Below are 26,855 nucleotides of genomic sequence, written 5' to 3'. Positions count from 1 at the left end.
ATATGGGGTTCGCATGGTTATGCCTACTCGTCGCGGACTTGTCACCAGAATTCATCTCGTGTTCGGGTTCATCCCGCGTTCGAGCGGGTTCGCACGGTGATCCCCGAACCGAGGCCGCCGTCGGAATTGGCGTCGATATCGTCGAGGATCGCGCGGACCGGAATGCCCAGCGAGGCGGTGCCGCCGTATTGCGCCAGGCCGACATTGGCCTCCCCGCAGTCGGGTGCGTCGGCCGCATTGGAGCCGCTGGTGATGCCCAGGGCGAGCGTGCCGGACACGATGGCGCCGCCGCTGTCACCGCCGAGGGTGCAGGCCGAACTCGCGAAGCCGCGCACCGTCTTCGACTCGCCGTCGGCGGTGTAGAGCTGGGTCTCGACCCGGTCGGCGACCACGAAACCGCAAGTGAACGTGGAGGATTGGCCCGACTTGCAGACCGGTGCGCCCACGATCGGATCGGCGACGCCGGTGACGGTCAGCGTGGTGCCGTTGGCGCCGCGCACCGACGGCTGGTCCATACCCGCCTTCACCGCGCGGTCGTTGAGTTTGATCACCGAGTAATCCAGGCCGCTGCGTCCGCCCAGCTGGGCGCGCACGAACGAGCCGACATGCGGGCTGGCCTTGATGTCGTGCACGTTGGGCACCCAGACATCGGCCTGCTCGTTACCCTTGCCGATATTCGGATCGCAGTGTCCCGCACTGATATTCAGCGCGTTACCGGCGGAATCGACGCTGTTGAAGCCGAAGGAGCACACGTCGACGGATTTGAGCGCCTCATCCTCGAGCGAGGTCGGCGCGCTGATATAGGTGTCGCCGCCCATCGGACGGCGCTCCACCGGGCCGCCGCCATTCGGGGACAGCACCACCTTGATGTTCGCGATCAGCGTGGGCAGATTCAGCACATGTCCGGCGGGGGTATTGGCGACGCTGACCACCAGCTGGCTGTTGAGGAAGTCGACGGCGACCGAATTGATTGCCGAGGACAGGTCGCGCGGCAGCCCGCCGATCCATTGGGCCAGCTGATCCAGCGAGGTCTCCAGACTGTTCGCCGAAATCGGCGCCAGCCGCGTCTGATAACCATCGGTGGCGGCGATACGGGCGGCGTCGAGGGATGTGACGGCCATGATCGGCTTACCGTCGGGACCCAGCCAGGCGCCGGCGAATTCGTCGGGGCGCTCGGCGCGGAACTGCCGGGCATAATCGCGCAGCTGCTGCGCCTGGGCGGCGCGATCGAGGTATTCCGTGGGCGTCATCTTCAGATCGCGCGAGATCGCCTGCGCCAGCTCGGGCGGCAGTTGATCGGCGGTCGGCTGAGTCGGGACGGGGGACGCCTGCGCGGGGGCGGCGAACAGGGGGCCGAGCAGAACGGTCGAAGCGAATGCGACGGCGGCGGCTTTGACCGTGGCGCGACGCGCCGGCATCTTGCGCATGAAGTCCCTTCGTCAGGCACCGATGTGCCGGGTAGATCCGACGGGCGGTAAAACCGTTGTGCGGCAACAGCCCTCGTCGAGAGTCTCTGCCTGGTGTTTCCGATGGGGTATCCGGCAACACCGGTCAGCGCTTCACTTTAGGGCACAAACGGTCAAAGTTCGCTACGAAATGATCACGGATTCGGCGACACCTCCATCCCGGGTATCGAGGGCAGTCCCGGGATGGGGTCCCACGGATTCGGGATCGTCGGCGAGGTGCGGCGCGGGGTGGTCCGCGTCGGCCGTGGGGTGGTCGTGCTGGGGCGGGTGGTCGTCGGCGGGGGGTCGATCGTGGTCGTGGGAGGCGGCGGAGGTGGTGGCGGGGTGGTCGTCGGCTCCGTGGTCTCCGGGGGCCGCACCGGAGCCGGCTCGGGGATGGTCGTGGTCGGCGGCGCGGGCGGGGTCGTGACGGGCAGCGGCGGGGTCGTCGTGACCAGCTGGGAATGCGCGTCGGGCAGCGGCGGCACGGGGGTGGTGGTGTGGCCGCGGAACAATAGGGCGACGCCCAGGCCGCCGAGCATCAGGCCGACCATCGCGGCCGCGGCGATCAACACCGGCATGCGGCGGACCTTGCGCTTCGTCGGCGCCGATGCGGCGGGAGTCTGCTCGGTGGCCAGGGATTCGGTCGGCTGGGCCACCGGGAACGCCGCGGAATAGGCCTGCATCGCGGTATCCGAATTCGGGAGCGCGGGCAGGATATCCGTGACGATCAGCGCGTTCTCGGCATGAGTGGGATCCGGCGGCGTCGATCCGGCGGGCGTGGCCAGCACGGCCGCCAGGGCCGCGCGGGCGGCGTCGTACGAATAGCCGTAGCCGCTGCCGTTGTCCGAACCCGGCAGATCGGACTCGCTGACCAGCACGACCGCGCGCAGGCCCAGATAGTCCAGCGCCTCGCGCAGTGCGTACACCTGCTGCTCGGGCCAGTCCGGGGGATGGGTCGCATAGAACTCGGCGGCGCCCTCGAGATATTCGGCGGCGAGATTGATCAGACAGAACAGCGCCGTGGCCACCAGATCCTCGGCGCGATAGGCCTCGCCGTCGTCGACCGAGATGCCCGCCGGATCACCGACCGCGGCGAAGAATCCCGTGATCGAGTGGGAATGGCTCGGCGGCTGATCGCCGCCGAGGGTCGCGTCGCCCTCGTCGGACATGTGCAGCACCGACTCGCGCACGATGGAGAGAGGTTCGGGGGCGTCTTCGATCCCGCCGGTGAGAATCGTCGCGATGCACTCGTCGTCGGCGATCCGTAGGCCCACCCCTGTGGCCATCGTTATTACCTCGCTTCGCGTCTCGTGCGCCCCCGCCGACATCGTCCCGCGCCCGACCTCACACGAGCAGCGAACCGTGTCCCATGGCGCGGAGCATCGACAATAGCTCCGACCTGGAACCGGCTCCGATGCGACGCCGGATCCGCGCGACATGATGCTCCACTGTCTTCGCCGAGATGTACAGCCGAGCGCCGATTTCCCGGTACGTCAGTCCCAGGAGTACCAATTCGGCCACCTCGCGCTCGCGGTCGCTGAGCAGGGCGTCGGGCGTCGGGGTGGACTGTTCGGGCCGCTGCCGCGGCGCCGGATCGGCCATCGGGACGATCCGCTGCTGCGGCCGGGCCTCGGTGCGTATCGAACGGGCCAGCTTGAGCAGTGCGGTCGCGGCCGTCGAATCGCCGGCCGCGAGGGCGGCCTCGCTGGCGAGGCGGGCCGCATCCCAGATCAACCCGATCTCGGCGAGCCGGCGCACCGCCGCGGTCACCTCGTCCTGGGCGACCTCGCCGCGCAGCACCAGCACCCAGGTGCGACCGGCGTCGGCGAGTACCGCGGCGTGGGCGTCCCCGGCGAGGGCGGCGGCCTTCAGCCGCTGGGCGGGCGGCAGCAGTTCGTCGGGGCGTTCGTGCGCGATCGCGGCCTGGATGGCGTACCAGTGGAAGGCGTTCGCCCAGGCCGGGGGATTGTCCAAGCGGCGCAACAACTCTCGGGCCGCGTCGACGAGCGCGCTCACCCGGCCCTCGTCGCGTAGCCGGATTCCGGCCAGCCACAGTTCGCCGATCGGCAACAGCGTCAACAGATCCGCGTCGACGTCGTCGAACAGCGGATGCGCGGCCTCCCAGGCCACGGCGAGGGCGGTGTGATCGCCGCCGCGGCGGGCCAGGCCGATCGCGACGCCGTGCGCCAGCAGACGGTCTCGTTCGGACAGGGCGGGCAGATCGAGGGCGGCGATGATCGTCGCGGCGGCCTGTTCGTCGCCGCCGAGCATCGCGGTCCAGGCGGTCAGCACCGCCAGCTGTGGATCACGATCGGAGCGGCCGCGCAGGGCGTCGGCGGCGCGGCGGGGCTCACCCATGCTCAGGCACAACAGGGTGGCGATCGAGACCGCGGTGCAGGGCAGGAAGGGTCCGGTGGCCGGGCTCGCGTCGGCGCGGGCGGCCTGGATCAGGGCCGAGGCCGCCGAAACGGCCGTGGCGCGGGCGGATTCGCCCGCGGCGTGCGTGGTCACGGTGTGGGCCAGGGCGGTGGCGATCAGTCCGGCGCGGGCGGTGGCCTCGGTGGGCGGCCAGTGCGCGGCCGAGGCCGAGAGTGTGGCGGCGGCCTCGACCGCACCGGCCAGATACTGCACGGTCGCGCCGATCGCCCAATCCGGACCGACGCGCGCGGCGCCCAGCCATGAATACAGCTGGGCGGCACGGTCGGCCAGGCCGCGCCGGGTCCACACACCGGCGCAGATGCGGACGGCCGCGGCCAATTCCGCGGCGGGCGCGGCGGGACAGGAGAGTACGGGTTCGGCCAGGCGTAGTGCGGTGTCGCCGTCGCCGGCGCGGGCGGCGGCCTCGGCCCAGTGCACCGCGACCGCCTGTCGATCGGCGCCCGCGGCCGCGGCGGCGGCGTAGTAGCGAACAGCCTCCTCGCCCGCCTTTTCGGCGGTGGCGCAGAGGAATTCGGCCAGCCGGGGATCGCGTACCCCGGATTCGGCCAGGAGCAGGGCGGTGTGATCGCCCAGCAGACCGGCGTCCAGCCGGGCCTGCAGCAGTCGGCGCTGCACGGTCAGGAATCGGCGGTCGCCGACGAGCGTCCGCAGCGGTGCGACCGCGGGGGCCAGCAGGAGATCCGCGTCGGTGATCAGGGCGCCCGCTCGGGCGCGGTCGATGAGGCCCAGTGCGGTGTCGTGGTCGACGTCGAGGATCTCGCCGAGTTCGCCCGGATCGAGTCCCGCGCCGGTGGTGGCGACCACGAAGATATCGAGCAGCCGCGGGTCGGTGCCGTCGAGCAGCGTGCGCGCCCAGGTGGTGACGGCCTCGTCGACCGCGGTGATGCCCGCATCCAATCGCGTGGCGCATGCGGCGGTCAGGGCCGCCACCACGCCGCCGGGGATGCCCGCGGTCTGGCGGTGGATGTGCTGGGCCACCGGCCGCGGGACCATCATGCCCAATTCCCGTGCGAAGGGTGCGATCTCGGCCACACCCAGGGCACGCAGATCGAGCACGCGGCCGCGGCGGGATACGGCGTCGGCCAGGGTGCGCAGGTCGGCATCGTGCGGGCTCGGGCGGGCCGCGGTGACGATCGTGCAGCAGCCGGATTCCACGGCGGCGATGAGCTTGCCGAGTTCGGTCCGGTCGAGGGTGTGGGCGTCGTCGATGATCAGGGCGGGGGCGTCGTCTCGGGCCGCGGCGAGATCGTCGCAGGAGGCGATAGCGCGGCCGCGCAGGCGATTTCGGATACCGGCCAGGAGGGTGGACTTGCCGGTGCCGGAGCGGCCGCGGATCAGATAGATCCGGGGTTCGCGGTTCGGGGAGTCCAGCTCTCGGAGTATATCTCGCGCGCCCGGGAGTGAATCCAGCGCGATTACGTTGTCGGCGAACATGTTTCGGTCTCAGCCGCCGGTATGTCCGAGTACCTGGCCCGGCGCCTGCAGCACCGTGCCGAGGGTGTTGCCCGCCTGGTCCAAGCCGTTGTTCACGGTGTTACCGAGCGTGCCGCCGGGCACGGTGGGCGGCGGTGGCGGCTGGATGACCGGTGGTTGGATCGTCGGTACCTCGGGCACCGGGATCGGTTGTGGGATGGGGATGTTGACTGGTGGCGGCGCGGCGACCGGATTGTCGGCGGGCGGGGCGGGCTGGCCACCGGTCGCATCGCGGGGCGCGGGGGAACCGGCGGGCGCCTTTCCGGCGGCCGGTGTCATGGCACCCGTGGCCCGATTGCCCTGTGCGGCATCGTTGTTCGCGACCGGCGCGGCGACGGAACCTGCCTCGGCGGCCGGTGCGGCCGCGGGGCTGCTGCTCGATGTGCCGGACGAATTCGAGGTCGGCGTCGACTGCACGGCCGTGCCCAGTGCGAGGGTGCCGGTCGCGAGCGCGGCGACCGCCACCGCCGCGCCGGCGATGAAGGCCGGTCGCCGCCACTTGCCGGGGCGTTCGGGTTGTGAGGATCGCGGGAGCGGCGGCAGGACGGGGGCCCGGTCTGGTTCCGGAATCGGTTGCGGCAGTGCTGGAATGGATTCGGTGGGTGCGGTCACCGACAGCTCGGCGGCCAGGAGCGCGGCGCCGCCCGCGGCGGTGTGCGCGGGATCGCCGGCCGAGAGGACGGTCGTGCCGAATTCGGTCGAGACCAGTTCGGTCAGCAGTGGAATCGCGCTGCCGCCGCCGGTCAGCAGGATTCGATCGATGGTGCCGATGCCCGCGCGGCGCGCGGCCTGATGGATCAGCTCGAGTGAGGCCCGCAGCGGCGCGCGGAACAGGTCCTCGAGCTCGCCGCGAACTAGGCGGACGTCGCGGACGCTACCGGACAGTCGGACCGGAACCACCGTCGCGGTAATTCCGGAAAGGTCTTCTTTCGCCTTCGCACAGCGGAGTCGAAGTGCGGTCAATTCCCTTTCGATCATCGGGTCGAAGGGGTCGAAATCGTTGTCCCCCGCAACGTTTGCCAGCACGTAACGCATTGTCAACAAATCGAATTCGGCGCCGCCGATCTCGGTGGAACGCAGCGGTTCGCCGCGCAGTCCGCCGTGGGGGCCGGTGTCGACGACCGAGACGGTCACACCCGTTGTCCCCAGGTCGTAGACGACCACGGGGGCGGCATCGGTGGCGGGGTGGGTTGCCTCGAGCCGGCGCACGGCCGCGACCGGTTCGGGGATGAGTGTGATGTCGCTCAGCTCGGCCCGATCCAGGGCGGTGCGCTGCGCGGCCACGGTGTGGCGCGACCACCACGCCGGATATCCGAGCACGGTCGCCGCCGGTGCGGCGCCGTCGACGAGACGACCGACCAGTTCGGCCACCAGATCGGCGGCGGCGATCGAGCCGCCGTCGTCGGTGCGGATATCGACCGGATCGCCGACCCGGGACAGGAAGTTCTCCGCTCCCGGCGCACTCGGCCGGACCGAGGTGGTGGCGCCGCGCAGGTCGCCGCTGCCCGACGAGGTCGTCACCACGACCGTATTCGACGACCCGACCGTGATGCCGAGCGCTAGGCCCTGAGTCATGCGAGATCCCCTGTCGGTTGCGCGGGTGAGGTCGTCGTGACCTAATGGGCCTGTCGGTTGCTGGGGGTTCCTCGTTACTCGGATCGAGATGAATATGGGGAAATTCCCCTAATGCCCCGCTTGCCCCCAACGCGCTCGGCTTCGCGAACAGGGGAGTTCACCCCGTTTCACGAAACGGTTCGCCTTCCTAACGTGAATGGCAATTCGACTACCGCGGACCGGGACATGGTCCGCCGAACCAGGAGACGATCCGCGATGAGTCCTAATGCCATTCTCGAGTTCATCCTCAACCTGCTCAGCGACCAGGAGGCCGCGGCGAGCTACTGCGCCAATCCGGCCCACGCATTGAGCGCCGTGGGTCTGGAGGCGGTGACGCCGGAGGATATTGCCGCCGTGGCGCCGATGGTCGCCGAGTCCGCCCTGGTCAGCGGCGGCGCCCAGCTGGCGGCGATCGTGGCCGCCGGTGCCGGGGCCGCGGCGAGCGTCGGCCTGGGCGCCGTCGCGAACGTCGCGACCGCGGCGAATCTGAGCGCGGGCGCGCAGGCCGGGTCCGGCCTGGATATCGGCCTGTCCGGTTCGACGGCCGCCGATCTGGGCGCGGACCTGTCGGCCGGTCTGCAGACCGCCGCCACCCTCGGCGCGGGCCTGTCGACGGGCCTGAGCGCGGCCGCCGCGGCCGGCACCGGAGCCGTCGCCGGAGTGGAGGCGGGCCTCGCCACCGGAATCGGCGCACTGGCCGGAACCGCTGCGAGCCTCGGCGAAACCGTCTCCGCCGCCGCGAACCTCTCGACCGGCATCGGTGCGGCCCTGACCACCACCCTCAGCGGCGTGACCGACACGGCCGCCCACCTCGGCACGGACCTCTCGGCCGGCCTCAACACCGACCTGAACGGCGCCGCCCATCTGGGCTCCGATCTCGGCGCGTCGCTGGGTGGTTCGGTCAGCAGTGGTCTGGAGGCCGGACTGCAGGGTGCGACCGGCGTGGCCGGGGGTCTGGGTGCCGCGCTCGGTGGTGTGGCGAGTGTCGGTTCGGATCTGGGTGCGTCGTTGGGCGGTTCGGTGAGCACTGGTTTGGAGGCCGGACTGCAGGGTGTGACCAGCGTGGCCGGGGGCCTGGGTACGGCCCTTGGTGGTGTGGCGAGTGTCGGTTCGGATCTGGGTGCGTCGCTGGGTGGTTCGGCGAGTAGTGGCTTGGAGGCCGGGTTGCAGGGTGCGACCAGTGCGGCCGGGAGTCTGGGTGCGGCGCTCGGTGGCGCTACGAGTATCGGTTCGGATCTGGGTGGTTCGGTCAACAGCGGTCTCGAGGCCGGGTTGAGTGGGGCTGCCGGTGGGGCCGGGAGTCTGGGTGCGGCGCTCGGTGGCGCCGCGAGTGCCGGTTCGGATCTGGGTGCGTCGCTGGGTGGTTCGGTGAACAGCGGTCTCGAGGCCGGGTTGAGTGGGGCTGCCGGTGCGGGCGGGGGTCTGGGTGCGGCGTTCGGTGGCGCCGCGAGTGCAGGTTCGGATCTCGGTGCGTCCCTGAGTAATTCGGCGCATGTCGGTACCGATCTCGGTGGCTCACTGGGGGGCGGACTTTCGTCGGGGATCACCGGGGCTCTCGATGGTGCGGGGCAGGCCGGGACCGGGTTGGAGACCGGGCTTTCCGCGGGTGTGGGTAATGCTGTGGATGGTGGGTTGCATGCCGGTGGCGATCTGTCCTCCGGTGTCAGCGGTGCGCTCGGGGGTGCGGCGCAGGCCGGGAGCGGGTTGGAGACCGGTCTTTCCGCGGGTGTCGGTGGTGCGGTCGACAGCGGTCTGCATACCGGTGCGGATCTGAGCACCGGGCTGGGGACATCGGTTGCCGGTGGTGTCGACGGTGCGGCGCAGGGGGCCTCGAGCCTCGGTGGCGAGCTGGGGTCCTCGGTGACGGGGGCCGCGAATACCTGGTCCAGCGTGGATGTTTCGCATGCGTTCGGCGGCGGGGTGGGTACCTCGTTCGGTGCGGGCGGGCTCGGCGGATCCGTCGGTGGATCGACGCAGGGCGGGATCGACAGCACGCTGGATACGGGCGGTCACGGCTCGCTCGGCGGCGGATTGGATACGGCGGGCCACGGATCGACGAGCCTGTTCGGCGATACCGGCGGCTCGGTCACCGGGGCCGCGGACACCCATGTCGGCGGCGATATCACCGGCGGACTGCTGCACTGATCGGAACGGATCGATAGCGCGAGTGAGAACGGGTATGGGAGCCGTGGTGGCCGAAACCGCAACCAACGCACCGGCATTGCCATTACTGACGGTGCTCGCGGAGACCATCACCGCCGCACGGACCGCGCGCCGCGGCGACCTGGTCGGCCGGCTGGAGCAGCTGGCCGACCGGGTGCGCGATCCGCGGCGTCGAATCGTGGTGGCCGGGTTGGGCAATCAGGGCAAGAGCCAATTCGTCAACGCCCTGTTGAATCTCGAGGTCTGCCCGGTCGGCGACGACGCGACCACCACCGTCCCCGTCCTGCTCCGCCACGGTCCGCAACCGCGGGCCGAACTCGTGATCGCCGGACCGACCGGGACCGAGGCCGACGGCCGGCGAATTGCGGTGCCGCTCACCGAGATAGCCGCGGTGACACCGCATTCTCCGCACGGTCACGTCCTGCGCCTGGAACTGCAGGCGCCCAACCCCCTGCTCGCCGACGGGATCGTACTCGTCGACACGCCGCCCCTGGGCGGCCACGGAAACCCCGGCGCCACAGCCGTTCTCGCCCTGGCGCCCACCGCCGATGCCGTACTCGTGCTGTCGGACGCCTCCACCGAACTCACCGAACCCGAGGTCGACCTCCTGCGCCAGGTGCGGCAGCTGTGCCCGGCGGTCGCACTGCTGCTCAGCAAGATCGACCTGTATCCGCATTGGCGTCAGGTCCTGGAGGCCGATCGGAATCATCTGCTGCGCCACAACCTTCAGCTTCCGATCATCCCGGTCTCCGCGCTGCTGCGCGCCCACGCCATGCGGCTGCGGGACGAACAACTCGGCCGCGAGTCCGGTTTCGGCGCCCTGTTCGATTTCCTGCGTGAACAGGTCGTCGCCCGCGACCAGGTCGAGACGCGTCGCGCCGTGGCCCTCGACATCTCCTCCGCCGCGGAGCATGTGGCCCTGGCACTGGGTAGTGAGCTGGTCGCCCTGCGTGATCCGGAACGCGGTGCCGCCGCGATCCGCGAATTGCGCACGGCCAAGGCCCAAGCCGAGGATCTGCACCGCCGCACCGCCGCCTGGCAGCAGACCCTCGGCGACGGCATCACCGATCTGGCCGGCGATATCGACCATGATCTGCGAGATCGCCTGCGCGCCATCGGCCGGACCGCCGAGGACTGGATCGACGAGAACGATCCCGCCCGGCTCTGGGAGCAGATGGCCGACTGGCTCACCGCGACCGTCGATACCGCCGTCGGCGACAACCTGCTGTGGACGCATGCCCGCGGACTGCATCTCGGCGAGCGGGTGGCCGCGCATTTCGTCGAATTCGGCACGGTCGACCTGCCGAATGTCCGCTCGGGACCGGATCCGGCGGGCTCGCGCGTCGATGCGGTGACCCTCACGGATCTGGAGCCGGATCTGGGGCTCGGACATAAACTGCTGGTCGGCATGCGCGGCTCCTACGGCGGCATGGTGATGGTCGGCCTGGCCAGCACCGTCGCGGGTCTGGCGCTGATCAATCCCGTCTCGCTCGGTGCGGGAGTCCTGTTGGGCGGCAAGGCCTTCCGCGACGACAAGCGTGAACGGCTGGTCCGGCGGCGCGCCGAGGCGAAGGCGGCGGTCCGACGCTATCTCGACGATGTCAGCTTCGAGGCAGGGAAGGAATCGCGCGATCGGCTGCACCGGGTGCATCGGATGCTGCGCGACCATTTCACCGGTATCGCCGATCGCAGCCTGCGCTCGATCAACGATTCGCTGCAGGCTGCCCAGGACGCGGCCGGGGTGGAGGTGGCCCGCCGCAACGAACGCTGCGCCGAGCTGGAGCGACAGCTGCGGATCGTGGCCGAACTGCGCCGCCGCGCCGAGGTGATGCTGCCGCAGTAGTGCCGAGGAAGGCTCCCAGCCTGCTCCGGTACGGTGACCGCGTGAGTTTCGAGGTCGCCGGTGTGGCCCAGGGCATCGCGCCCGAGGCCCGTCGATTGGTCGCGGCCGCGCGCCCGGCGTTCGCCCCGCGTTCCCGCCCGGCCGCGCTGCTCGACGACTGCGCCCGGCGGCTCGATCAGCCGCTGCGGGTCGCGCTGGCGGGTCAGGTGAAGGCGGGTAAGTCGACGCTGCTCAATGCCCTGGTGGGCCAGGACATCGCGCCCACCGACGCGACCGAGTGCACGCGCATGGTGACCTGGTATCGCCGGGGCTCCGCGCCGCGCGTCACCGCCCGCGCCGCCGACGGGTCACAGGCGAATGTGGTGGTGCGGCGGCAGCCGGGCGCCGACGGGCTGCCCGGCGCGCACGGATTGACCTTCGATCTGTCGGCCCTGCGCTGGGACGGCGGTGCGCCCCGCGAGGTCGACCATCTCGAGGTCGAATGGCCCGCCGCCGCGCTGGACCGCACCACGATCATCGACACCCCGGGCACCTCGTCGCTGTCGCGCGAGGTGTCGATGCGGACCGCGCGGCTGCTGATCCCGGACGATTCCGGGACGGCCGCGCCGCCGCCGGGCGCGGACGCAATCGTCTATCTGCTGCGCCGCCTGGACGCCGCCGATGTGGGTTTCCTGGAGCGGGTCGGCGCGACCACGGGGCATTCGGGTCCCCTCGGGGTGATCGGTGTCGTCTCGCGGGCCGACGAGATCGGCGCGGGGCGCATCGATGCCCTGCGTTCCGCGCGCGATGTCGCGGCCCGCTTCGCCGGGGAGCTCGAGCGAACGGGCCTGTGCCAGTCGGTGATTCCGGTGGCGGGCCTGCTCGCCTTCGCCGCCGCCACGCTGCGACAGCGCGAATACGACGCGTTCGAGGCGTTGGCCGCCGCGCCGACGGAGGAGCTGACCGCGGCGCTGTTGTCAGCGGACCGCTTCGCGCGCCCGGATCTGCCGCTACCGGTGGCCCCGGAGCTGCGCGCACATCTGGCGGCCCGCTTCGGACTGTTCGGAATTCGCACTGCCGTCACGCTGATTCGGCTCGGAGTCCGCGATTCCGCCTCGCTGGCAACGGAATTGACCCAGCGCAGCGGCCTCGACGAGTTGCGTTCGGTACTCGATATCCAATTCGCCCAGCGCGCCGATCAATTGCAGGCCCATTCGGCGCTGACGGCGCTGGATCGCATCCTGTCCGCCCATCCGGGCACCTCCGCCGATCGGCTGCTGCCCCGGGTGCGCACGCTGCTCGCGGACGTGCACGGCTTCGCCGAACTGCGGCTGCTGGGACGGCTGCGGACCGACGAACTTCCGCTGCCCGCGGACGATCTCACCGAGCTCAATCGCCTCATCGGCGGTTCGGGCGTCGCCGCTCATCTGCGCCTGGGCCTCGCGGCCGATGCCGATCCCGCGACGCTGCGCGCGGAAGCCCTTGCCGCCGTGCGCAAATGGCGTGCTCGGGCCCGGCATCCGCTGGCCGATCAGTTCACCGCCAATGCCTGCCTCACCGCCGCCCGCAGCGCGGAGGGCCTGATCTGAGGGGACTCAGACGGAGGCCACCGAACTCGCCGGGTCGATGAGGATCTTGGCATGATGTTCCGGATTACCCAGGGCGGCAAAGGCATTGTCGACACCGTCCAGGCCGACCGTGCCGGTGAGCAGCGGGGCCGGATCGGCTTTACCGTCGGCGATCATATGCAAGGTGTCGCGGAATTCGCCCGGGTCGTAGCCGAGGACGAAGCGCAGATCGATCTCCTTGTTGATGGCCGTCGCGGGATGGATGGTGTCGGCCTGCATGCACACCCCGACCACCACCACGCGCGAGCGCGGGGGCGCGGCGGCGAGGATGTGATCGATGATGCCCGGCACGCCGACGCATTCGAATACGACCGCACCCGACGGTCCCGCATCCAGCGTATGCGCCAGTCGAAAGCCGTACCACCACGGCAGATTCGGGATCCGGCGCAGCCGTTCCATGGCATCGAAGCCGAGGTTGAGCACATCGGTGACCCCGGTGATGCGGCCCTTGTGCGGCGCGACGGTCCAGGGTTCGGTCACGCCCGGATCGACCACGACATCGGCGCCGCAGCGGGTGGCGAGTTCCCGGCGATGCTGTGAGAGATCGCTGGCGACGACGGTTTTCACGCCCGCGGCCTTCAACATCGTGATCACCGCCAGGCCGATCGGCCCGCAGCCGATGACGTAGGCCCGCTGTTTCGTGTTGACCCGGCCGCGGCGCACGGCATGCCAGGCCACCGCCATCGGCTCGGTGAGCGCGGCATGTTCGGACGACAGTCCGTTGGGCACCGGGAAGGTCATCGACTCCTGCACCACGACCTGTTCGGCATAGCCGCCGGGCGCGGCCTGCGACAATCCGGTCAGATGCGGTTCGCGGCCGTGCCGCAGGATCGGCAGCGCCACCACCCGCGTGCCCCGCTTCCAGCGCCGGCGGCAGTCCGGGCCGTATTCGGCTATCTCCCCGACGAATTCATGGCCGAGCACGACGCGCTGATCGGACCGCATGAACTGGTCGTAGCCGGTCGCGCGCGCCAGATCGGCCAATGCGTCGCAGTGAACCCGGGCATGCAGATCCGAACCGCATATGCCGCAACGGATGACATTGATCAGAATCTGCCCGACTCCCGGTGTGGGCGCCGCGATATCGGCGACCTCCAGCTTGCCTTCGGAACAGACCACAGCCTTCATATCCGCACGGTACCGCGCGACGGTGGTGGCGGAGGTCACTTCGATGCGCTGTCGCGGGCTGGGCGGGCATCGCGCAGCAGTCACCGAAGTGGTTCAGCTGCTGCGGGATTCGCCGTATCGGCTGGTGTCGCGACTGGCCGGGCGGCCCGCCGATGCCGAGGACCTCCCCTGCTCGGCGTGTGCGGTCCAGAACACCCGGACCTGATCCGGGAACAAAGTTTCCCGGATCGGGAATCAAAGGCGCATGCCGTCCGTTGAGCTGATCGATGTGAGATTGAGTGCGCTAGGCTCAAGTCTGCGGTTGACTCGGATAGGGTCGACGGGCAGGATTGAGCGGACTGCGCTCAGTGTTGCTGGTAATGGACGTCAACTAGGAGGAACCCACAATGGCTCGTGCGGTCGGTATCGACCTCGGGACCACGAACTCGGTGATCGCCGTTCTCGAAGGCGGCGAGCCGGTCGTCGTCGCCAACTCGGAAGGATCGCGCACCACCCCGTCGATCGTCGCGTTCGCGAAGAACGGTGAGGTGCTTGTCGGTCAGCCCGCCAAGAATCAGGCCGTCACCAACGTCGACCGCACCATCAGGTCCGTCAAGCGCCACATGGGCGAGGACTGGTCGGTCGAGCTCGACGGCAAGAAGTACACCCCGCAGGAGATCTCCGCGCGCACGCTGATGAAGCTGAAGCGCGACGCCGAGGCCTACCTGGGTGAAGAGATCACCGACGCGGTCATCACCGTCCCCGCCTACTTCGAGGACGCGCAGCGCCAGGCCACCAAGGAGGCCGGCCAGATCGCGGGCCTGAACGTGCTCCGCATCGTCAACGAGCCCACCGCGGCCGCGCTGGCGTACGGCCTGGACAAGGGCGATAAGGAACAGACCATCCTGGTCTTCGACCTCGGTGGCGGCACCTTCGACGTCTCGCTGTTGGAGATCGGCGAGGGCGTCGTCGAGGTCCGCGCCACCTCCGGTGACAACCACCTCGGTGGTGACGACTGGGACGAGCGCATCGTGAAGTGGCTCGTCGACAAGTTCAAGGGCAGCTCGGGTATCGACCTGACCAAGGACAAGATGGCCATGCAGCGTCTGCGCGAGGCCGCCGAGAAGGCCAAGATCGAGCTGTCGTCCTCGCAGTCGACCTCGATCAACCTGCCCTACATCACCGTCGACGCGGATAAGAACCCGCTGTTCCTCGACGAGCAGCTGACCCGTGCCGAATTCCAGAAGATCACCTCGGATCTGCTGGACCGCACCCGCAAGCCGTTCCAGTCGGTCATCAAGGATGCCGGCATCTCGGTCGGCGATATCGATCACGTTGTGCTCGTTGGTGGTTCGACCCGTATGCCCGCCGTCTCCGACCTCGTCAAGGAGCTGACCGGCGGCAAGGAGCCCAACAAGGGCGTGAACCCGGACGAGGTCGTCGCCGTCGGCGCCGCCCTGCAGGCCGGTGTGCTCAAGGGTGAGGTCAAGGACGTCCTGCTGCTCGATGTGACCCCGCTGTCGCTGGGCATCGAGACCAAGGGCGGGGTGATGACCAAGCTGATCGAGCGCAACACCACCATCCCGACCAAGCGGTCGGAGACCTTCACCACCGCGGACGACAACCAGCCCTCGGTGCAGATCCAGGTCTTCCAGGGTGAGCGCGAGATCGCCTCGCACAACAAGCTGCTCGGCTCCTTCGAGCTGACCGGTATCCCGCCGGCCCCGCGCGGCGTGCCGCAGATCGAGGTCACCTTCGACATCGACGCCAACGGCATCGTCCACGTGACCGCCAAGGACAAGGGCACCGGCAAGGAGAACACGATCAAGATCCAGGACGGCTCCGGCCTGTCCAAGGAGGAGATCGACCGGATGGTCAAGGACGCCGAGGCGCACGCCGCCGAGGATAAGCAGCGTCGCGAGGAGGCCGAGACCCGCAACCAGGCCGAATCGCTCGTGCACCAGACCGAGAAGTTCATCAAGGAGAACGAGGACAAGGTCCCGGCCGATATCAAGGGCAAGGTCGAGGCGGCCATCGCCGAGGCCACCGAGGCTCTGAAGGGCACCGACCTCGCGGTCATCAAGACCGCGGTGGAGAAGTTGGCCACCGAGTCGCAGGCCCTGGGCCAGGCGATCTACGAGCAGTCCGGTGGGGATGCGGCCGCCTCGGGCAACGGCGCGGCCCCGCACCAGGATTCCGATGACACCGTCGTCGACGCCGAGGTCGTGGAAGAGCCGGAGAAGAAGTGACGAACAAGAGCCCAGATCAGGAGCCCGTCACCATCGTGGACAACCGGAAGATGGATCCAACTGTGTCTGAAGGTCGCTCCGCAGGCTCCGCTCCTGGGAGCGAGGTTCGTGAGGCCGCGGCGGATGCCGCCGCGGCCGCGGCCGATTCCGTGGGAGCGAACCAGGATTCGTCTTCCGCCGTCTCGGAGAACGGCTCGGACACCCTGGCGGATGTGATCAGTGGCGAGCTCGCCGAGCGCACCGCCGATCTGCAGCGGCTGACCGCCGAATACGCCAACTATCGCCGTCGCGTCGAGCGCGACCGCAAGGCCGCCGTCGAGACGGCCAAGGCCGCGGTGGTCACCGATCTGCTCGCCGTGCTCGACGATCTCGACCGGGCCCGCGCGCACGGCGATCTCGACTCCGGACCGCTGAAGTCGGTGGCGGATAAGCTCGCCGACGCGCTGCGCAAGCAGGGTCTCGAGGAGTTCGGCCTGGAGGGCGAGCCCTTCGACCCGACCCTGCACGAGGCCGTGCAGCACGAGGGCGACGGACATGATCCGGTGATCGGTGTGGTGATGCGCAAGGGTTACCGCTTCGGTGACCGTGTGTTGCGGCACGCGCTGGTCGGCGTCACCGATGCGGTGGCGGATCCGGCGGGCGCGCCGGATGCGACGAACGCTGGCACGGATGCCGGCGCAGGCGAGCAGTAAGCAGAGAGGAGGAGATGCCCGGTGAATCGGGAGTGGCTGGAAAAGGACTTCTACAAGGAGCTGGGTGTCTCCTCCAGCGCCACGCCGGACGAGGTCAAGAAGGCCTACCGCAAAATGGCCCGTGATCTGCACCCGGATAAGAATCCGGGAGATACCAAGGCCGAGGAGCGGTTCAAGGCCGTCAGCGAGGCGCATGCCGTGCTGTCGGATCCGGAGAAGCGCAAGGAGTACGACGAGGCGCGGCGGCTGTTCGCCAGCGGCGGTTTCGGCCGCGGCGGATTCTCGCCGGGCGGCGGGTACACCGGACAGGGCGGTTTCAGCGAGTTCAATCTGGGCGATATCTTCGGCGGCGGCGCGGCCACCGCCGACGGTGGTCTGGGTGATCTGCTGGGCGGCCTGTTCAATCGCGGTGGCGGCGCGGGCACCCGGGCATCGTCGCGGCCGCGGCGCGGCAGCGATGTGGAGACCGAGACGACCCTCGGCTTCCGCGAGGCCGCCCAGGGCGTGACCGTCCCGCTGCGGATGACCAGCCCGTCGCCGTGTACGACCTGTCACGGCAGCGGCGCCAAGCCGGGCACCAGCCCGCGAGTCTGCCCGCATTGCAACGGAACCGGCGTGATCAGCCGCAACCAGGGTGCGTTCGGATTCAGCGAGCCGTGCGAGGACTGTCGCGGCACCGGGTCGATCATCGACGATCCGTGCTCGGACTGCCGGGGCACCGGCATCCAGAACCGCACGCGCACGATCACCGTGCGCATCCCGCCCGGGGTGCGTGACGGCCAGCGAATTCGGCTGGCGAGTCAGGGCGAGGCGGGCCTGCGCGGCGCCCCGGCGGGCGACCTGTTCGTGACCGTCCATGTCAGCCAGGACAAGGTCTTCGGCCGCAACGGCGAGGACCTGACCTTGGTGCTGCCCGTCAGCTATGCCGAATTGGTGCTGGGCACAACGGTTTCGGTGCCGACACTGGACGGCCGGGTCGGGGTGAAGGTGCCGCCCGGCACCGCCGACGGCCGGACCCTGCGGGTGCGGGGGCGCGGTGTGCCCAAGCGCGGCGGTGGCGCCGGTGACCTGCTGGTGACGGTGAAGGTCGCGGTTCCGCAGAAGCTGGACGACAATGCCTCCGAGGCGCTACGCCACTATGCGGAGGCGGAGAAGGAAGGCGGGTTCGACCCGCGTGCCGGATGGGCAGGTGCGTGATGAACGGTGACCGGACGACCGGTGCCGAGTACTTCATGATCTCGGTGGCGGCTCAACTGGCCGGTATGCACGCGCAGACGCTGCGCACCTACGACCGACTGGGTCTGGTTACGCCGCAACGCACCTCGGGCGGCGGTCGGCGCTATTCGACCCGCGATGTGGAGCTGCTGCGCGAGGTGCAGCGGCTGTCCCAGGACGAGGGCGTCAACCTGGCCGGCATCAAACGGATCATCGAACTCACCAATCAGGTCGAGGAGCTGCAACAGCGGGTCCGCGACCTGACGTCCGAGGTCGAACGCCTCCGGTCCCATTATCTGCCCGAACTCTCACCGCCCCAGCGCAGTACGGCCCTGGTGGTCTGGCAGCCGCGCAACAAGCGCCGGTAGTTCTACACGGAAACAATTGGAAGACAGCGCCTCTGGGGACAGGGGCGCTGTTTTCATTGCCCTTCCGGGCGATCCCGGCTGCGCCGGGAACTGAGGGAGGGCAATGCCGGGAACTGAGGGAGGGCAATGCCGGGAACTAGGGGAGGGCAATCCGGGAACTGGGGGAGGGCAATCCGGGAACTGGAGAGGGCGATTGTTGCGTGCGATGTGCTGCGCTTTCATCTGTGCCGAACACTCTGTGACACTGGGACGTTCGTCCCGAAAGGGCCGATCGGGTCGCGCAAAAGTTGCCGAAAGGTCGGTTTCGTCTCGAACCGGAGGTCCGCGAGAAAGCGAGATCGGTTGCCGCACAGTCGCCGCAAATCCGAGGTTTTCAAATGGAACCATGCAAAACCATTGAGCCGCATGGCGGAACACCCGGCGTGTCCTGGGTAATCGGTTGGTTTCTGGTCGAATTCGCCCGCAGGTGGCCTGTTTTAGGGGAATTACAGACGTGTTGTTCAAAGGACGCGTTCCACTGCTGGCAAACCTCGCCTACACTCGTTTGACATCGGCTGCTGTCGAGTGTCTCGCAGCATCTCACTCGCGGCCCTGCCTGCGTTCCCGTGCGAAATGGGGTTGTGAGACATATGGATTCGCGGACCGTCGCATTGATGAGAACGACGTTCAAGGCGGTTGCTGCGGAGGAAGGGGGACCGGAGAAGCTAGCCCGCTCGTTCTACGCTCTCCTGTTCACCGACTATCCACAGGTGCGGGATTTCTTCCCCGCAGCCCTGGACGCCCAGCGTGATCGGCTGGTCAAGGCGATCGGCTACACGATCGACCGGCTCGAGGAGCCCGATAAGCTCCTACCCTTCCTCGCTCAACTCGGGCGCGACCACCGCAAATACGGTGTGAAGCCGGAACACTATGCGGCCGTTGGCTCCTCGCTGCGCACCGCGCTGCGCGCTTATGCCGGGACCGAGCTGTGGACCGACGAGGTGGAGCGGGCCTGGCAGGAGGGCATCGGCGTCATCGCCGACACCATGATGAAGGCCGCCGCGCAGGAGGACACGCCCCCGTACTGGACCGGCACCGTGATCGAACAGCGCGAGGTGCTGCGCAATCTGTCCGTGGTGCGGCTGCGGCTGGATCAGCCCATGCAGTACGCGGCCGGGCAGTACATGAGCGTGCAGATCCCGGCCCGGCCGCGCATGTGGCGCTATCTGTCCCCGGCGATTCCGGCGAATCCCCACTGCGAGGTGGAGTTTCATATCCGCGGCGTCTCCGGCGGCTGGGTCAGTCCGGCCATGATCGGGCATACCCGCGTCGGCGATCAGTGGCTGCTCGGTTCGCCGCTGGGTGGGCTGGGCGTGCCGCGCAATACTCGGCGCAAGATGTTGATGATCGGCTGCGGTACCGGAATCGCCCCGCTGCGAGCACAACTCATGGCGATGACCCAGCGGCGTTCGAATCCGAAGGTGCGGCTGTTCGTCGGCGGCCATCATCCCTGCGACCTCTACGATCTGCAGGCGCTGAGCGATCTGGCCGCCGCCAACAAGTGGCTTACCGTCACCCCCGTCACCGAGAGCGACGAAAACCCTTGGTGGCATGACGAATCCGAGCATACTGCCGCGGAACTCCCCGGCCTGGCGCCCCGGCGCACCGGTCAGATCGGCAAGGTGATCGCCGCCGAGGGGCCGTGGAAGGACCATGACGTGCAGATCGTCGGCTCGCCCTCGATGGTGCAGACCACCAAGTTCCGGTTGATGGCGGCGGGGACTCCGACGAAGAACATTCGGCACGATCCTCTGTTCTGATCCCGGCGAAGGACGAGCCTCAAACCCCTTCGTAGCGAATGGCTTCGGCGGGGGTGCCGGTGAGGATGAGGCGGTCGACCGTGGCTCGGGTCATGGCGGGGGAGCCGCAGACCAGGACCTGATGGTTGAGCAGGGGACCCATATCGCCGATGACATCGGCCAGGGTGCCCTCGAGCATCTCGTCGACCTCGAAACCGATATCCACGCGGCAGTTCTCGTGCCATTCGTCGATCCAGTTCGGATCGTCGCCGGATTCGACCACCGGAACGACTGTCAGCCAAGGCATTTCGCCCGCCAGCAGATACAGCATGTCGGAGGCGTAGAGATCGCGGGGAGAGCGGCCGCCGATGAACAGGTGGGTGCGCGGGGGCTCGGGGCGGCGGGCCAGGTCCAGCAGCAGCGCCCGCAGCGGCGCCAAACCCGTTCCGCCCGCGATCAGCACGACATCGGTGGTCCAATCGTCGACCGACATCCAGCCGGCCGGATCGGTGATCAACCACTGGTCGCCGGGACGGGTATCGGCCACGATCGAGCCGCTGCACCAGCCGCCGGGCACCGTGCGCACATGGAATTCCAGCTTGCCGTCCAGCGAGGGCGGCAGGGCCGGGGACAGCCGGCGGCGCAGTCCGGGATGTTGCGGCACTTGCACTTCCACCGACTGGCCCGCCTCGAACGGCACGAACTCCCCGATCAGCCGGATCACCGCGATGTCGTGGCGCAGCCGATGATGGCCGACCACCGTCGAGGACCACTGCTGAGCGTGGAGCCGGAGCTCACCGGTCTCCCCGGGGCCGATCGTCACTGCCTCTGCCTCCCTATACCGGATCCGTCATGATGATGTGCTCCGGCGTTCCCACCGCCAGCAGCGCGCGTTTGGTGTCGGCGATCATGCGCGCCGAACCCGCGATCTGGATCTGCCGGTCGGCCCAGGCGCCGAAGCTGGCCACCACCGCGCCCAGATTACCGATCAACCGCCGATGCATGCCGAACGGCGGGTCGGCGGGCGGATACGGATGCCACCACGGGTTGGATTCGTTCTCGCACACCGGAACCACGGTCAGCCACGGATTGCTCAGCGACAGCTGCCACATGTTCTCCACATCGTAGAGATCGCACGGGTAGCGGCCGCCGATGAAGAAGTGCACCCGCGGATTCATCCCGCGCCGGCCCATCTCGATCAACTGGGCGCGCAGCGGGGCGACGCCGGTGCCCGCGCCGATCAGCAGCACATCGCGGCGGCTGTCGCGGTCCACATGCAGGCCGCCCATCGGTCCCGCGATCGACCAGCGGTCGCCGACCTGGGTCTCGTTCACGATCGCCGGACTCACCCAGCCCGTGCGCACCTTGCGGACGTGAAATTCGATCTCCCCGTAGGGATTCGTGGGAATCGCGGGGGACAGGTACCGCCACATCTTGGGCCGCTGCGGGACCGACACCGATACGTACTGCCCGGCCTGATAGGGGATCGGGCTGTCCGACTGCAACCGCACGATCGCCAGATCGTCCAGGACACGGCGGTGCCCGACGACCGTGGCCTCCCAATACGGTTGCGATTTGTCCGAATTCGCGCCGATGGCCATCGAGGCGGTGATCAGGATGCCGATATCGCGCCACCCCTCCTCCAGCTCGCGACTCCACCCGCTCGCACCGTGATAGGTCCGGAACGCGGCGAGCAGCGCCCGCCCCGCGATGTCGTAATGGGCCGCCTCGACCCCGTACTTGCGATGATCGCGAGCCAGTTGCTCCAGGAACCGCTGCGCCCTGTCCCAGTCCTCGAGATGGTCGAGCACGAATTGGATGGCCGTGACCACCTTCTTCGGCATCATGTCCATGGCGGGCGGGAAGAGTTCACGCAGGTGGGGATTCTCGGCGAACATATGACCGAAGAACGCGCTGATCAACCGTTCGGGCCCGTTGGGCGCCTCGAGTATCGACCGGAAGTTGGCGCGGACCAGCGCTGCCGAACGCGCATCCACGACGTCGAGCTTCCTTTCTGCATGTACCTGCCCGGGGACCGCACGCCGATCGGCGGTCCTTCGCGGTCAAGTATCCCCGATAAAACCGTGGTCGCACGGTTATGGAGGGATTGCTTAAGTCACGTCGGCCTCAGATGACGAGTACCGCCTTACCGCCGCGGTCCTCGACGTCGAACTTCGCGTCGAGCATCTGGGGTAACTCGACGAGCGGACGGGCGATATCGACGGGCACCACCATCTCACCCTCGACCACTCGCTGCAACACTCGTCGCAGCTCCGCCGCGTCCCCGGTCGGCTCGACGTTGCCGCCGCGTAACCCACGGGCCCGCAATGCCTCGGCGTCGGCGGCGCCGACCGTGCTGAATACCTTGCCGCCGGTCCGGACGATGCGGCTCAGATGCGTCAGCGTCGCGGGTGTGGAGACCGGATCGAACAGCACGTCCACACCCTCGGGATGATGCTGGCGAATCTGATCCACCACGGGCGCCTCGACGTAGTCGACGACCCGCGTCGCGCCGAGCCGGATCATCCGATCGGTGTCCTCGGGCCGGGCCACGGCGATGACCCGCGCGCCGGCCGCGGCGGCCAGTTGCATGGTGAACGTTCCGACATCGCCTGCGGCGCAATTGATCAGAACCCACTGGCCCGCGGCGAGTCCGGCCGCGTCGACCAGCCGTTGCGCGGTGAGCCCGGCCGTGGGCAGCGCCGCGGCCTGGACGGTGCCGATGCTCTCGGGGATGCGCGCGATCGTGCCGTCCGCGGGCGCGGTGGTGTATTCGGCGAAGGTGCCGTGTCCGACCCGCGGTGCGAGGAAGGTGCCGACCACGCGGTCGCCGACGGCGAAGGAGGTCACATCCGCGCCGATCGCCGAGACCGTTCCGGCGCCGTCGATGCCCGGAATCATCGGGAAGTCGTGTGGAAGTCTGTCGGCGAGCAGGCCGTCGATGAGCATCCGGTCGTAGGCGGTGAGCCCGGCGGCGGCGAGACGGATCAACATATGCCCCGAGTGGGCGTCGGGGGTCGGCATCTCGGCCTGTTCCGGGATGCCGCCGAACTCGCGTACCACCATCGCGCGCATCGTCGCTCCGATCCTTTCCGGACGGAAACTCACTGGTCAGAGTGGTTGAGGATTTCTCAGATGATCTGGCACATCGTATGCGGCGAGGACCGGATCGTTACGTAAGCGAGGGTTGTCGGTTTGTTTCGGCGCGTAGGGTTCGGCCGGGGGCGGGTGTGGGCATTGCGGAGAACGCGGAAGTTCATCAGACTTGAGCGGAACAGACTCAACTCCTACGACGTTGGATGTGTCGTAAGCGACCAGCAGGAAGGTGACAGTGGACTCGTTCAATCCCACCACCAAGACCCAGGCGGCCCTGACCGCCGCACTGCAGGCGGCCTCGGCCGCGGGCAATCCGGAGATTCGTCCGGGTCATCTGTTGGTGGCGTTGCTGGATCAGACCGACGGCATCGCCGCCCCCCTGTTGAAGGCCGTCGGTGTCGACCCGGCAACGGTTCGGCGCGAGGCCCAGGACATCGTCGATCGGCTGCCGCGGGCATCCGGCGCGACCACCACCCCGCAGCTCGGCCGCGAGGCGCTGGCTGCCATCACCGCGGCACAGCGGCTGGCCACCGAACTCGGCGACGAATACGTCTCGACCGAACATCTGATGGTCGGTCTGGCCGAGGGGGATTCCGATATCTCCCAGCTGCTGCTGAAGTACGGTGCGACCACCGACGCGCTGCGCGAGGCGTTCACGGCCGTGCGCGGCAACGCGCGGGTCACCTCGCCCGATCCCGAGGGCAGCTATCAGGCCCTGGAGAAGTATTCGACCGATCTCACCGCACTGGCGCGCGAGGGCAAACTCGATCCGGTCATCGGCCGCGACACCGAGATTCGCCGCGTCGTGCAGGTGCTCAGCCGCCGCACCAAGAACAATCCGGTGCTGATCGGTGAGCCCGGTGTCGGCAAGACCGCGATCGTGGAGGGCCTGGCCCAGCGCATCATCGCCGGCGATGTGCCGGAGTCGTTGCGCGGTAAGCGGCTGATCTCGCTCGATCTGGGCGCGATGGTCGCGGGCGCGAAGTATCGCGGCGAATTCGAGGAGCGGCTCAAGGCCGTGCTGGAGGACATCAAATCCAGTGCGGGACAGATCGTCACGTTCATCGATGAGCTGCACACCATCGTCGGCGCGGGCGCGACCGGCGAGTCGGCCATGGACGCGGGCAACATGATCAAGCCCATGCTGGCCCGCGGCGAATTGCGGCTGGTCGGCGCGACCACGCTCGACGAATACCGTCAGCACATCGAGAAGGACGCGGCCCTCGAGCGCCGCTTCCAGCAGGTGCTCGTCGGCGAGCCTTCGGTGGAGGACACCATCGGCATCCTGCGCGGGCTCAAGGAGCGTTACGAGGTGCACCACGGCGTGCGCATCACCGACTCCGCGCTGGTGGCCGCGGCCACGCTGTCGGACCGCTACATCACCTCGCGATTCCTGCCGGACAAGGCGATCGACCTGGTCGACGAGTCGGCCTCGCGGCTGCGCATGGAACTCGACTCGCGCCCGGTGGAGATCGACGAGATCGAGCGCGCGGTGCGTCGTCTCGAGATCGAGGAGATGGCGCTGGCCAAGGAGACCGATGAGGCCTCCAAACAGCGGCTGGAGAAGTTGCGTTCCGAACTCGCCGACGACCGCGAGAAGCTCAACCAGCTGATGACCCGCTGGCAGAACGAGAAGCAGGCCATCGACTCCGTGCGCGTCATCAAGGAACAGCTCGAATCGCTCAAGGGCGAATCCGAGCGCGCCGAACGCGACGGCGATCTGGGTAAGGCCGCCGAACTGCGCTACGGCCGAATCCCGCAGCTGGAGAAGGAATACGCCGAGGCCGAGCGCAAGGCCGGGGCCGCTCCCGACGGGCAGGTCATGCTCAAGGAGGAGGTCGGCCCGGACGATATCGCCGAGGTGGTGTCGGCCTGGACCGGAATTCCGGTGGGCCGCATGCTCGAAGGTGAGACCCAGAAGCTGCTGCGCATGGAGGAGGAGCTGGGTAAGCGGGTCGTCGGGCAGTCCGATGCCGTCACCGCGGTCTCCGATGCCGTGCGCCGCGCGCGGGCCGGTGTCGCCGATCCGAACCGGCCGACGGGTTCGTTCATGTTCGTCGGTCCGACCGGTGTCGGTAAGACCGAGCTGGCGAAGGCCTTGGCGGACTTCCTGTTCGACGATGAGCGGGCCATGATCCGCATCGATATGAGCGAGTACTCCGAGAAGCATTCGGTGGCCCGCCTGGTCGGTGCGCCGCCCGGTTACGTCGGCTACGACCAGGGCGGTCAGCTGACCGAGGCGGTGCGGCGTCGGCCGTACACGGTGGTGCTGTTCGACGAGATCGAGAAGGCCCATCCGGATGTGTTCGACATCCTGCTGCAGGTGCTCGACGAGGGACGGCTGACCGACGGCCAGGGCCGCACGGTCGACTTCCGCAATACGATCCTCATCCTCACCTCGAATCTGGGTGCGGGCGGCGAGCGTGACCATGTGATGAATGCGGTGCGCGCGGCGTTCAAGCCGGAATTCCTGAACCGGCTCGACGATGTGGTGATGTTCGAGCCGCTGAACGAGGAGCAGCTCGAGGATATCGTCGACATTCAGCTGGCCCAGCTGCAGAAGCGGCTGGCACAGCGGCGGTTGCGGTTGGATGTGAGCGATTCGGCGCGGTTCTGGCTGGCCGTGCGGGGTTACGACCCGGTCTACGGCGCGCGTCCGCTGCGGCGGCTGATCCAGCAGGCCATCGGCGATTCGCTGGCCAAGGAACTGCTGGCCGGTGAGGTGGCCGACGGGGATCTGGTGAAGGTCAACGTCTCCCCGGATGGCGACGGGTTGATCGTCGGCCGGTAAGTCCCGGCGAAGAGCGCGCCGGGACCGGGTGGGGGTGCGCGCCGGGAGCAGGCGAGGTGTGCCCGGGGGCATAAAGGCCCCGGGGCGCCTCCGCAAAGGCGGCCCGTATTCAACATCTGCACCTACCCTGGTTCGCATGACGAATCCGAGCGACCCGTGGGCGCAGCGACCGGATTCGCCCGACGCGCCGACCGAGCAGGTCGGCGTGCCGGGCCGCCCGGGAGATGCGCATGTGCACACGTCGGAGTACTCGGACGCGTACGCGTACGGTGTCGCGCCGACCGAGTCCTATCAGTACTTCGGTCAGTCACCCGGGCCCAATGCCACGCGCGAGCTGCCGCCGTACGACACGCAGTGGGGCGCCTACGAGAGTGGTTACGGCGCGCCCGGAGGGTATGAACAGCAATGGAATTCGCCCGGGGGCGGTGGGCCGGTCGGTCCGGGCGGTCCGTACGGGCCGACGGGGCTGCCTGTGGAGCCGCCCCGGCGCCGTCGCACGGGGCTGTGGATCGGCCTGACGCTGGGCATCTTCGCGCTGGTCGTACTGGGTGGCATCGCCGTGGGTCTGGTGCTGGCCGGTAACGATTCGACCTCCTCGTCGTCGGCCTCGGGCACCACCACCCGCGTTCCGACGACTCGGGTTCCGATCATCCCGCCGCGCGGCCCGGGTGGCTCGCAGCCGACCGTTCCGCCGCTGCCCGGCCTCGGCGATATCGATAATCTCGGTGCCACGATGGGCACGATCAGGTCCAACGACGGCTCGACGCTGGTCATCGACTCGCTGCTCGGCGCGAGTGTCACCGTGCACACCGATTCGAAAACCCAAGTGATCACCTCGACTTCGGCGAAGGTCGCCGACCTGCATCCCGGCGATATGGTCGTGGTCCAGGGCGATAAGTCGCCCGACGGTTCCATCCTCGCCAAGATCATCATCAGCACCGCCTTGACCGGGCCCCGCTAGTTCCGGCTCGA

Annotated in this window: 19 protein-coding genes; 11 read left to right on the top strand and 8 right to left on the bottom strand. The window is 68.7% G+C overall.

Features of this window, described 5'->3' with window-relative positions:
- Window positions 1-68: 68 nt before the first annotated feature.
- From ACIA76_RS28475 to ACIA76_RS28460, 4 genes are all read right to left on the bottom strand, one after another.
- On the bottom strand, window positions 69-1,427 hold the full coding sequence (locus tag ACIA76_RS28475; protein WP_397155927.1) for a S1 family peptidase: 1,359 nt from the start codon (window positions 1,425-1,427) through the stop codon (window positions 69-71).
- A 173-nt stretch (window positions 1,428-1,600) separates the two neighbouring features.
- Window positions 1,601-2,734, bottom strand: coding sequence for a hypothetical protein (locus ACIA76_RS28470; protein ID WP_397155926.1), 1,134 nt, complete (start codon window positions 2,732-2,734; stop codon window positions 1,601-1,603).
- 58 nt (window positions 2,735-2,792) lie between these two features.
- Window positions 2,793-5,321 (bottom strand): LuxR C-terminal-related transcriptional regulator, encoded by a 2,529-nt coding sequence (locus ACIA76_RS28465; protein WP_397155925.1) that lies wholly within the window; start codon window positions 5,319-5,321, stop codon window positions 2,793-2,795.
- 9 nt (window positions 5,322-5,330) lie between these two features.
- On the bottom strand, window positions 5,331-6,935 hold the full coding sequence (locus ACIA76_RS28460; protein WP_397155924.1) for an Hsp70 family protein: 1,605 nt from the start codon (window positions 6,933-6,935) through the stop codon (window positions 5,331-5,333).
- Window positions 6,936-7,190: 255 nt separating this feature from the next.
- Between ACIA76_RS28460 and ACIA76_RS28455 the strand changes: the two genes are divergently transcribed.
- From ACIA76_RS28455 to ACIA76_RS28445, 3 genes are read left to right on the top strand one after another with little or no spacing between them, the layout of a single operon-like run.
- Window positions 7,191-9,119: an IniB N-terminal domain-containing protein gene (locus ACIA76_RS28455; RefSeq protein ID WP_397155923.1), complete on the top strand. Its 1,929-nt coding sequence runs from the start codon at window positions 7,191-7,193 to the stop codon at window positions 9,117-9,119.
- Between the two features lie 34 nt (window positions 9,120-9,153).
- On the top strand, window positions 9,154-10,980 hold the full coding sequence (locus ACIA76_RS28450) for a dynamin family protein (RefSeq protein WP_397155922.1): 1,827 nt from the start codon (window positions 9,154-9,156) through the stop codon (window positions 10,978-10,980).
- Window positions 10,981-11,021: 41 nt separating this feature from the next.
- Complete coding sequence (locus ACIA76_RS28445) at window positions 11,022-12,548, top strand: dynamin family protein (protein WP_397155921.1); 1,527 nt, start codon at window positions 11,022-11,024, stop codon at window positions 12,546-12,548.
- Window positions 12,549-12,554: 6 nt separating this feature from the next.
- Here the strand turns inward: ACIA76_RS28445 and ACIA76_RS28440 are convergent, their stop codons facing one another.
- Window positions 12,555-13,715, bottom strand: a complete 1,161-nt coding sequence (locus ACIA76_RS28440; RefSeq protein WP_397155920.1) for a zinc-binding dehydrogenase — start codon at window positions 13,713-13,715, stop codon at window positions 12,555-12,557.
- A 43-nt stretch (window positions 13,716-13,758) separates the two neighbouring features.
- Between ACIA76_RS28440 and ACIA76_RS28435 the strand changes: the two genes are divergently transcribed.
- From ACIA76_RS28435 to ACIA76_RS28410, 6 genes are all read left to right on the top strand, one after another.
- Window positions 13,759-13,920: a hypothetical protein gene (locus ACIA76_RS28435; RefSeq protein WP_397155919.1), complete on the top strand. Its 162-nt coding sequence runs from the start codon at window positions 13,759-13,761 to the stop codon at window positions 13,918-13,920.
- A 181-nt stretch (window positions 13,921-14,101) separates the two neighbouring features.
- A complete protein-coding gene (gene dnaK / locus ACIA76_RS28430) occupies window positions 14,102-15,943 on the top strand; it encodes a molecular chaperone DnaK (RefSeq protein ID WP_397155918.1) in 1,842 nt (613 codons plus the stop codon).
- On the top strand, window positions 15,940-16,635 hold the full coding sequence (gene grpE, locus ACIA76_RS28425) for a nucleotide exchange factor GrpE (RefSeq protein WP_397155917.1): 696 nt from the start codon (window positions 15,940-15,942) through the stop codon (window positions 16,633-16,635). Before dnaK ends, grpE begins: the two co-directional genes overlap by 4 nt.
- Before the next feature lie 21 nt (window positions 16,636-16,656).
- The gene (gene dnaJ / locus ACIA76_RS28420) at window positions 16,657-17,832 is read left to right on the top strand and encodes a molecular chaperone DnaJ (protein ID WP_397155916.1); all 1,176 of its coding nucleotides are present in this window, start codon (window positions 16,657-16,659) and stop codon (window positions 17,830-17,832) included.
- Window positions 17,832-18,218, top strand: a complete 387-nt coding sequence (locus ACIA76_RS28415) for a heat shock protein transcriptional repressor HspR (RefSeq protein WP_397155915.1) — start codon at window positions 17,832-17,834, stop codon at window positions 18,216-18,218. The genes dnaJ and ACIA76_RS28415 overlap by 1 nt, the downstream gene beginning before the upstream one ends.
- A gap of 629 nt (window positions 18,219-18,847) precedes the next feature.
- Complete coding sequence (locus tag ACIA76_RS28410; protein ID WP_397155913.1) at window positions 18,848-20,017, top strand: globin domain-containing protein; 1,170 nt, start codon at window positions 18,848-18,850, stop codon at window positions 20,015-20,017.
- 19 nt (window positions 20,018-20,036) lie between these two features.
- On the opposite strand, the gene ACIA76_RS28405 is transcribed toward ACIA76_RS28410, so the two are convergent.
- The 3 genes from ACIA76_RS28405 to ACIA76_RS28395 all read right to left on the bottom strand — a co-directional run bounded on the left by ACIA76_RS28405 (window position 20,037) and on the right by ACIA76_RS28395 (window position 23,062).
- Window positions 20,037-20,819 (bottom strand): FAD-binding oxidoreductase, encoded by a 783-nt coding sequence (locus ACIA76_RS28405; protein ID WP_397155911.1) that lies wholly within the window; start codon window positions 20,817-20,819, stop codon window positions 20,037-20,039.
- Between the two features lie 13 nt (window positions 20,820-20,832).
- Window positions 20,833-21,993 (bottom strand): FAD-binding oxidoreductase, encoded by a 1,161-nt coding sequence (locus ACIA76_RS28400; protein ID WP_397155909.1) that lies wholly within the window; start codon window positions 21,991-21,993, stop codon window positions 20,833-20,835.
- 130 nt (window positions 21,994-22,123) lie between these two features.
- Window positions 22,124-23,062 carry an NADP-dependent oxidoreductase gene (locus tag ACIA76_RS28395; RefSeq protein WP_397155907.1) on the bottom strand — a complete coding sequence of 313 codons (939 nt, stop codon included), beginning with the start codon at window positions 23,060-23,062 and terminating at the stop codon, window positions 22,124-22,126.
- 265 nt (window positions 23,063-23,327) lie between these two features.
- Here ACIA76_RS28395 and clpB point away from each other — a divergent pair, with 265 nt between their 5' ends.
- Together clpB and ACIA76_RS28385 are read left to right on the top strand one after the other, a co-directional pair.
- The gene (gene clpB / locus ACIA76_RS28390) at window positions 23,328-25,883 is read left to right on the top strand and encodes an ATP-dependent chaperone ClpB (RefSeq protein WP_397155905.1); all 2,556 of its coding nucleotides are present in this window, start codon (window positions 23,328-23,330) and stop codon (window positions 25,881-25,883) included.
- Window positions 25,884-26,019: 136 nt separating this feature from the next.
- On the top strand, window positions 26,020-26,844 hold the full coding sequence (locus ACIA76_RS28385) for a DUF5666 domain-containing protein (RefSeq protein ID WP_397155903.1): 825 nt from the start codon (window positions 26,020-26,022) through the stop codon (window positions 26,842-26,844).
- The last annotated feature ends 11 nt before the right edge of the window (window positions 26,845-26,855 follow it).

It is taken from the genome of Nocardia sp. NPDC051570 (assembly GCF_044454005.1).
In the GTDB taxonomy this organism is placed as follows: Bacteria; Actinomycetota; Actinomycetes; order Mycobacteriales; family Mycobacteriaceae; genus Nocardia.
This window is presented reverse-complemented; position numbering and strand designations above follow the sequence as displayed.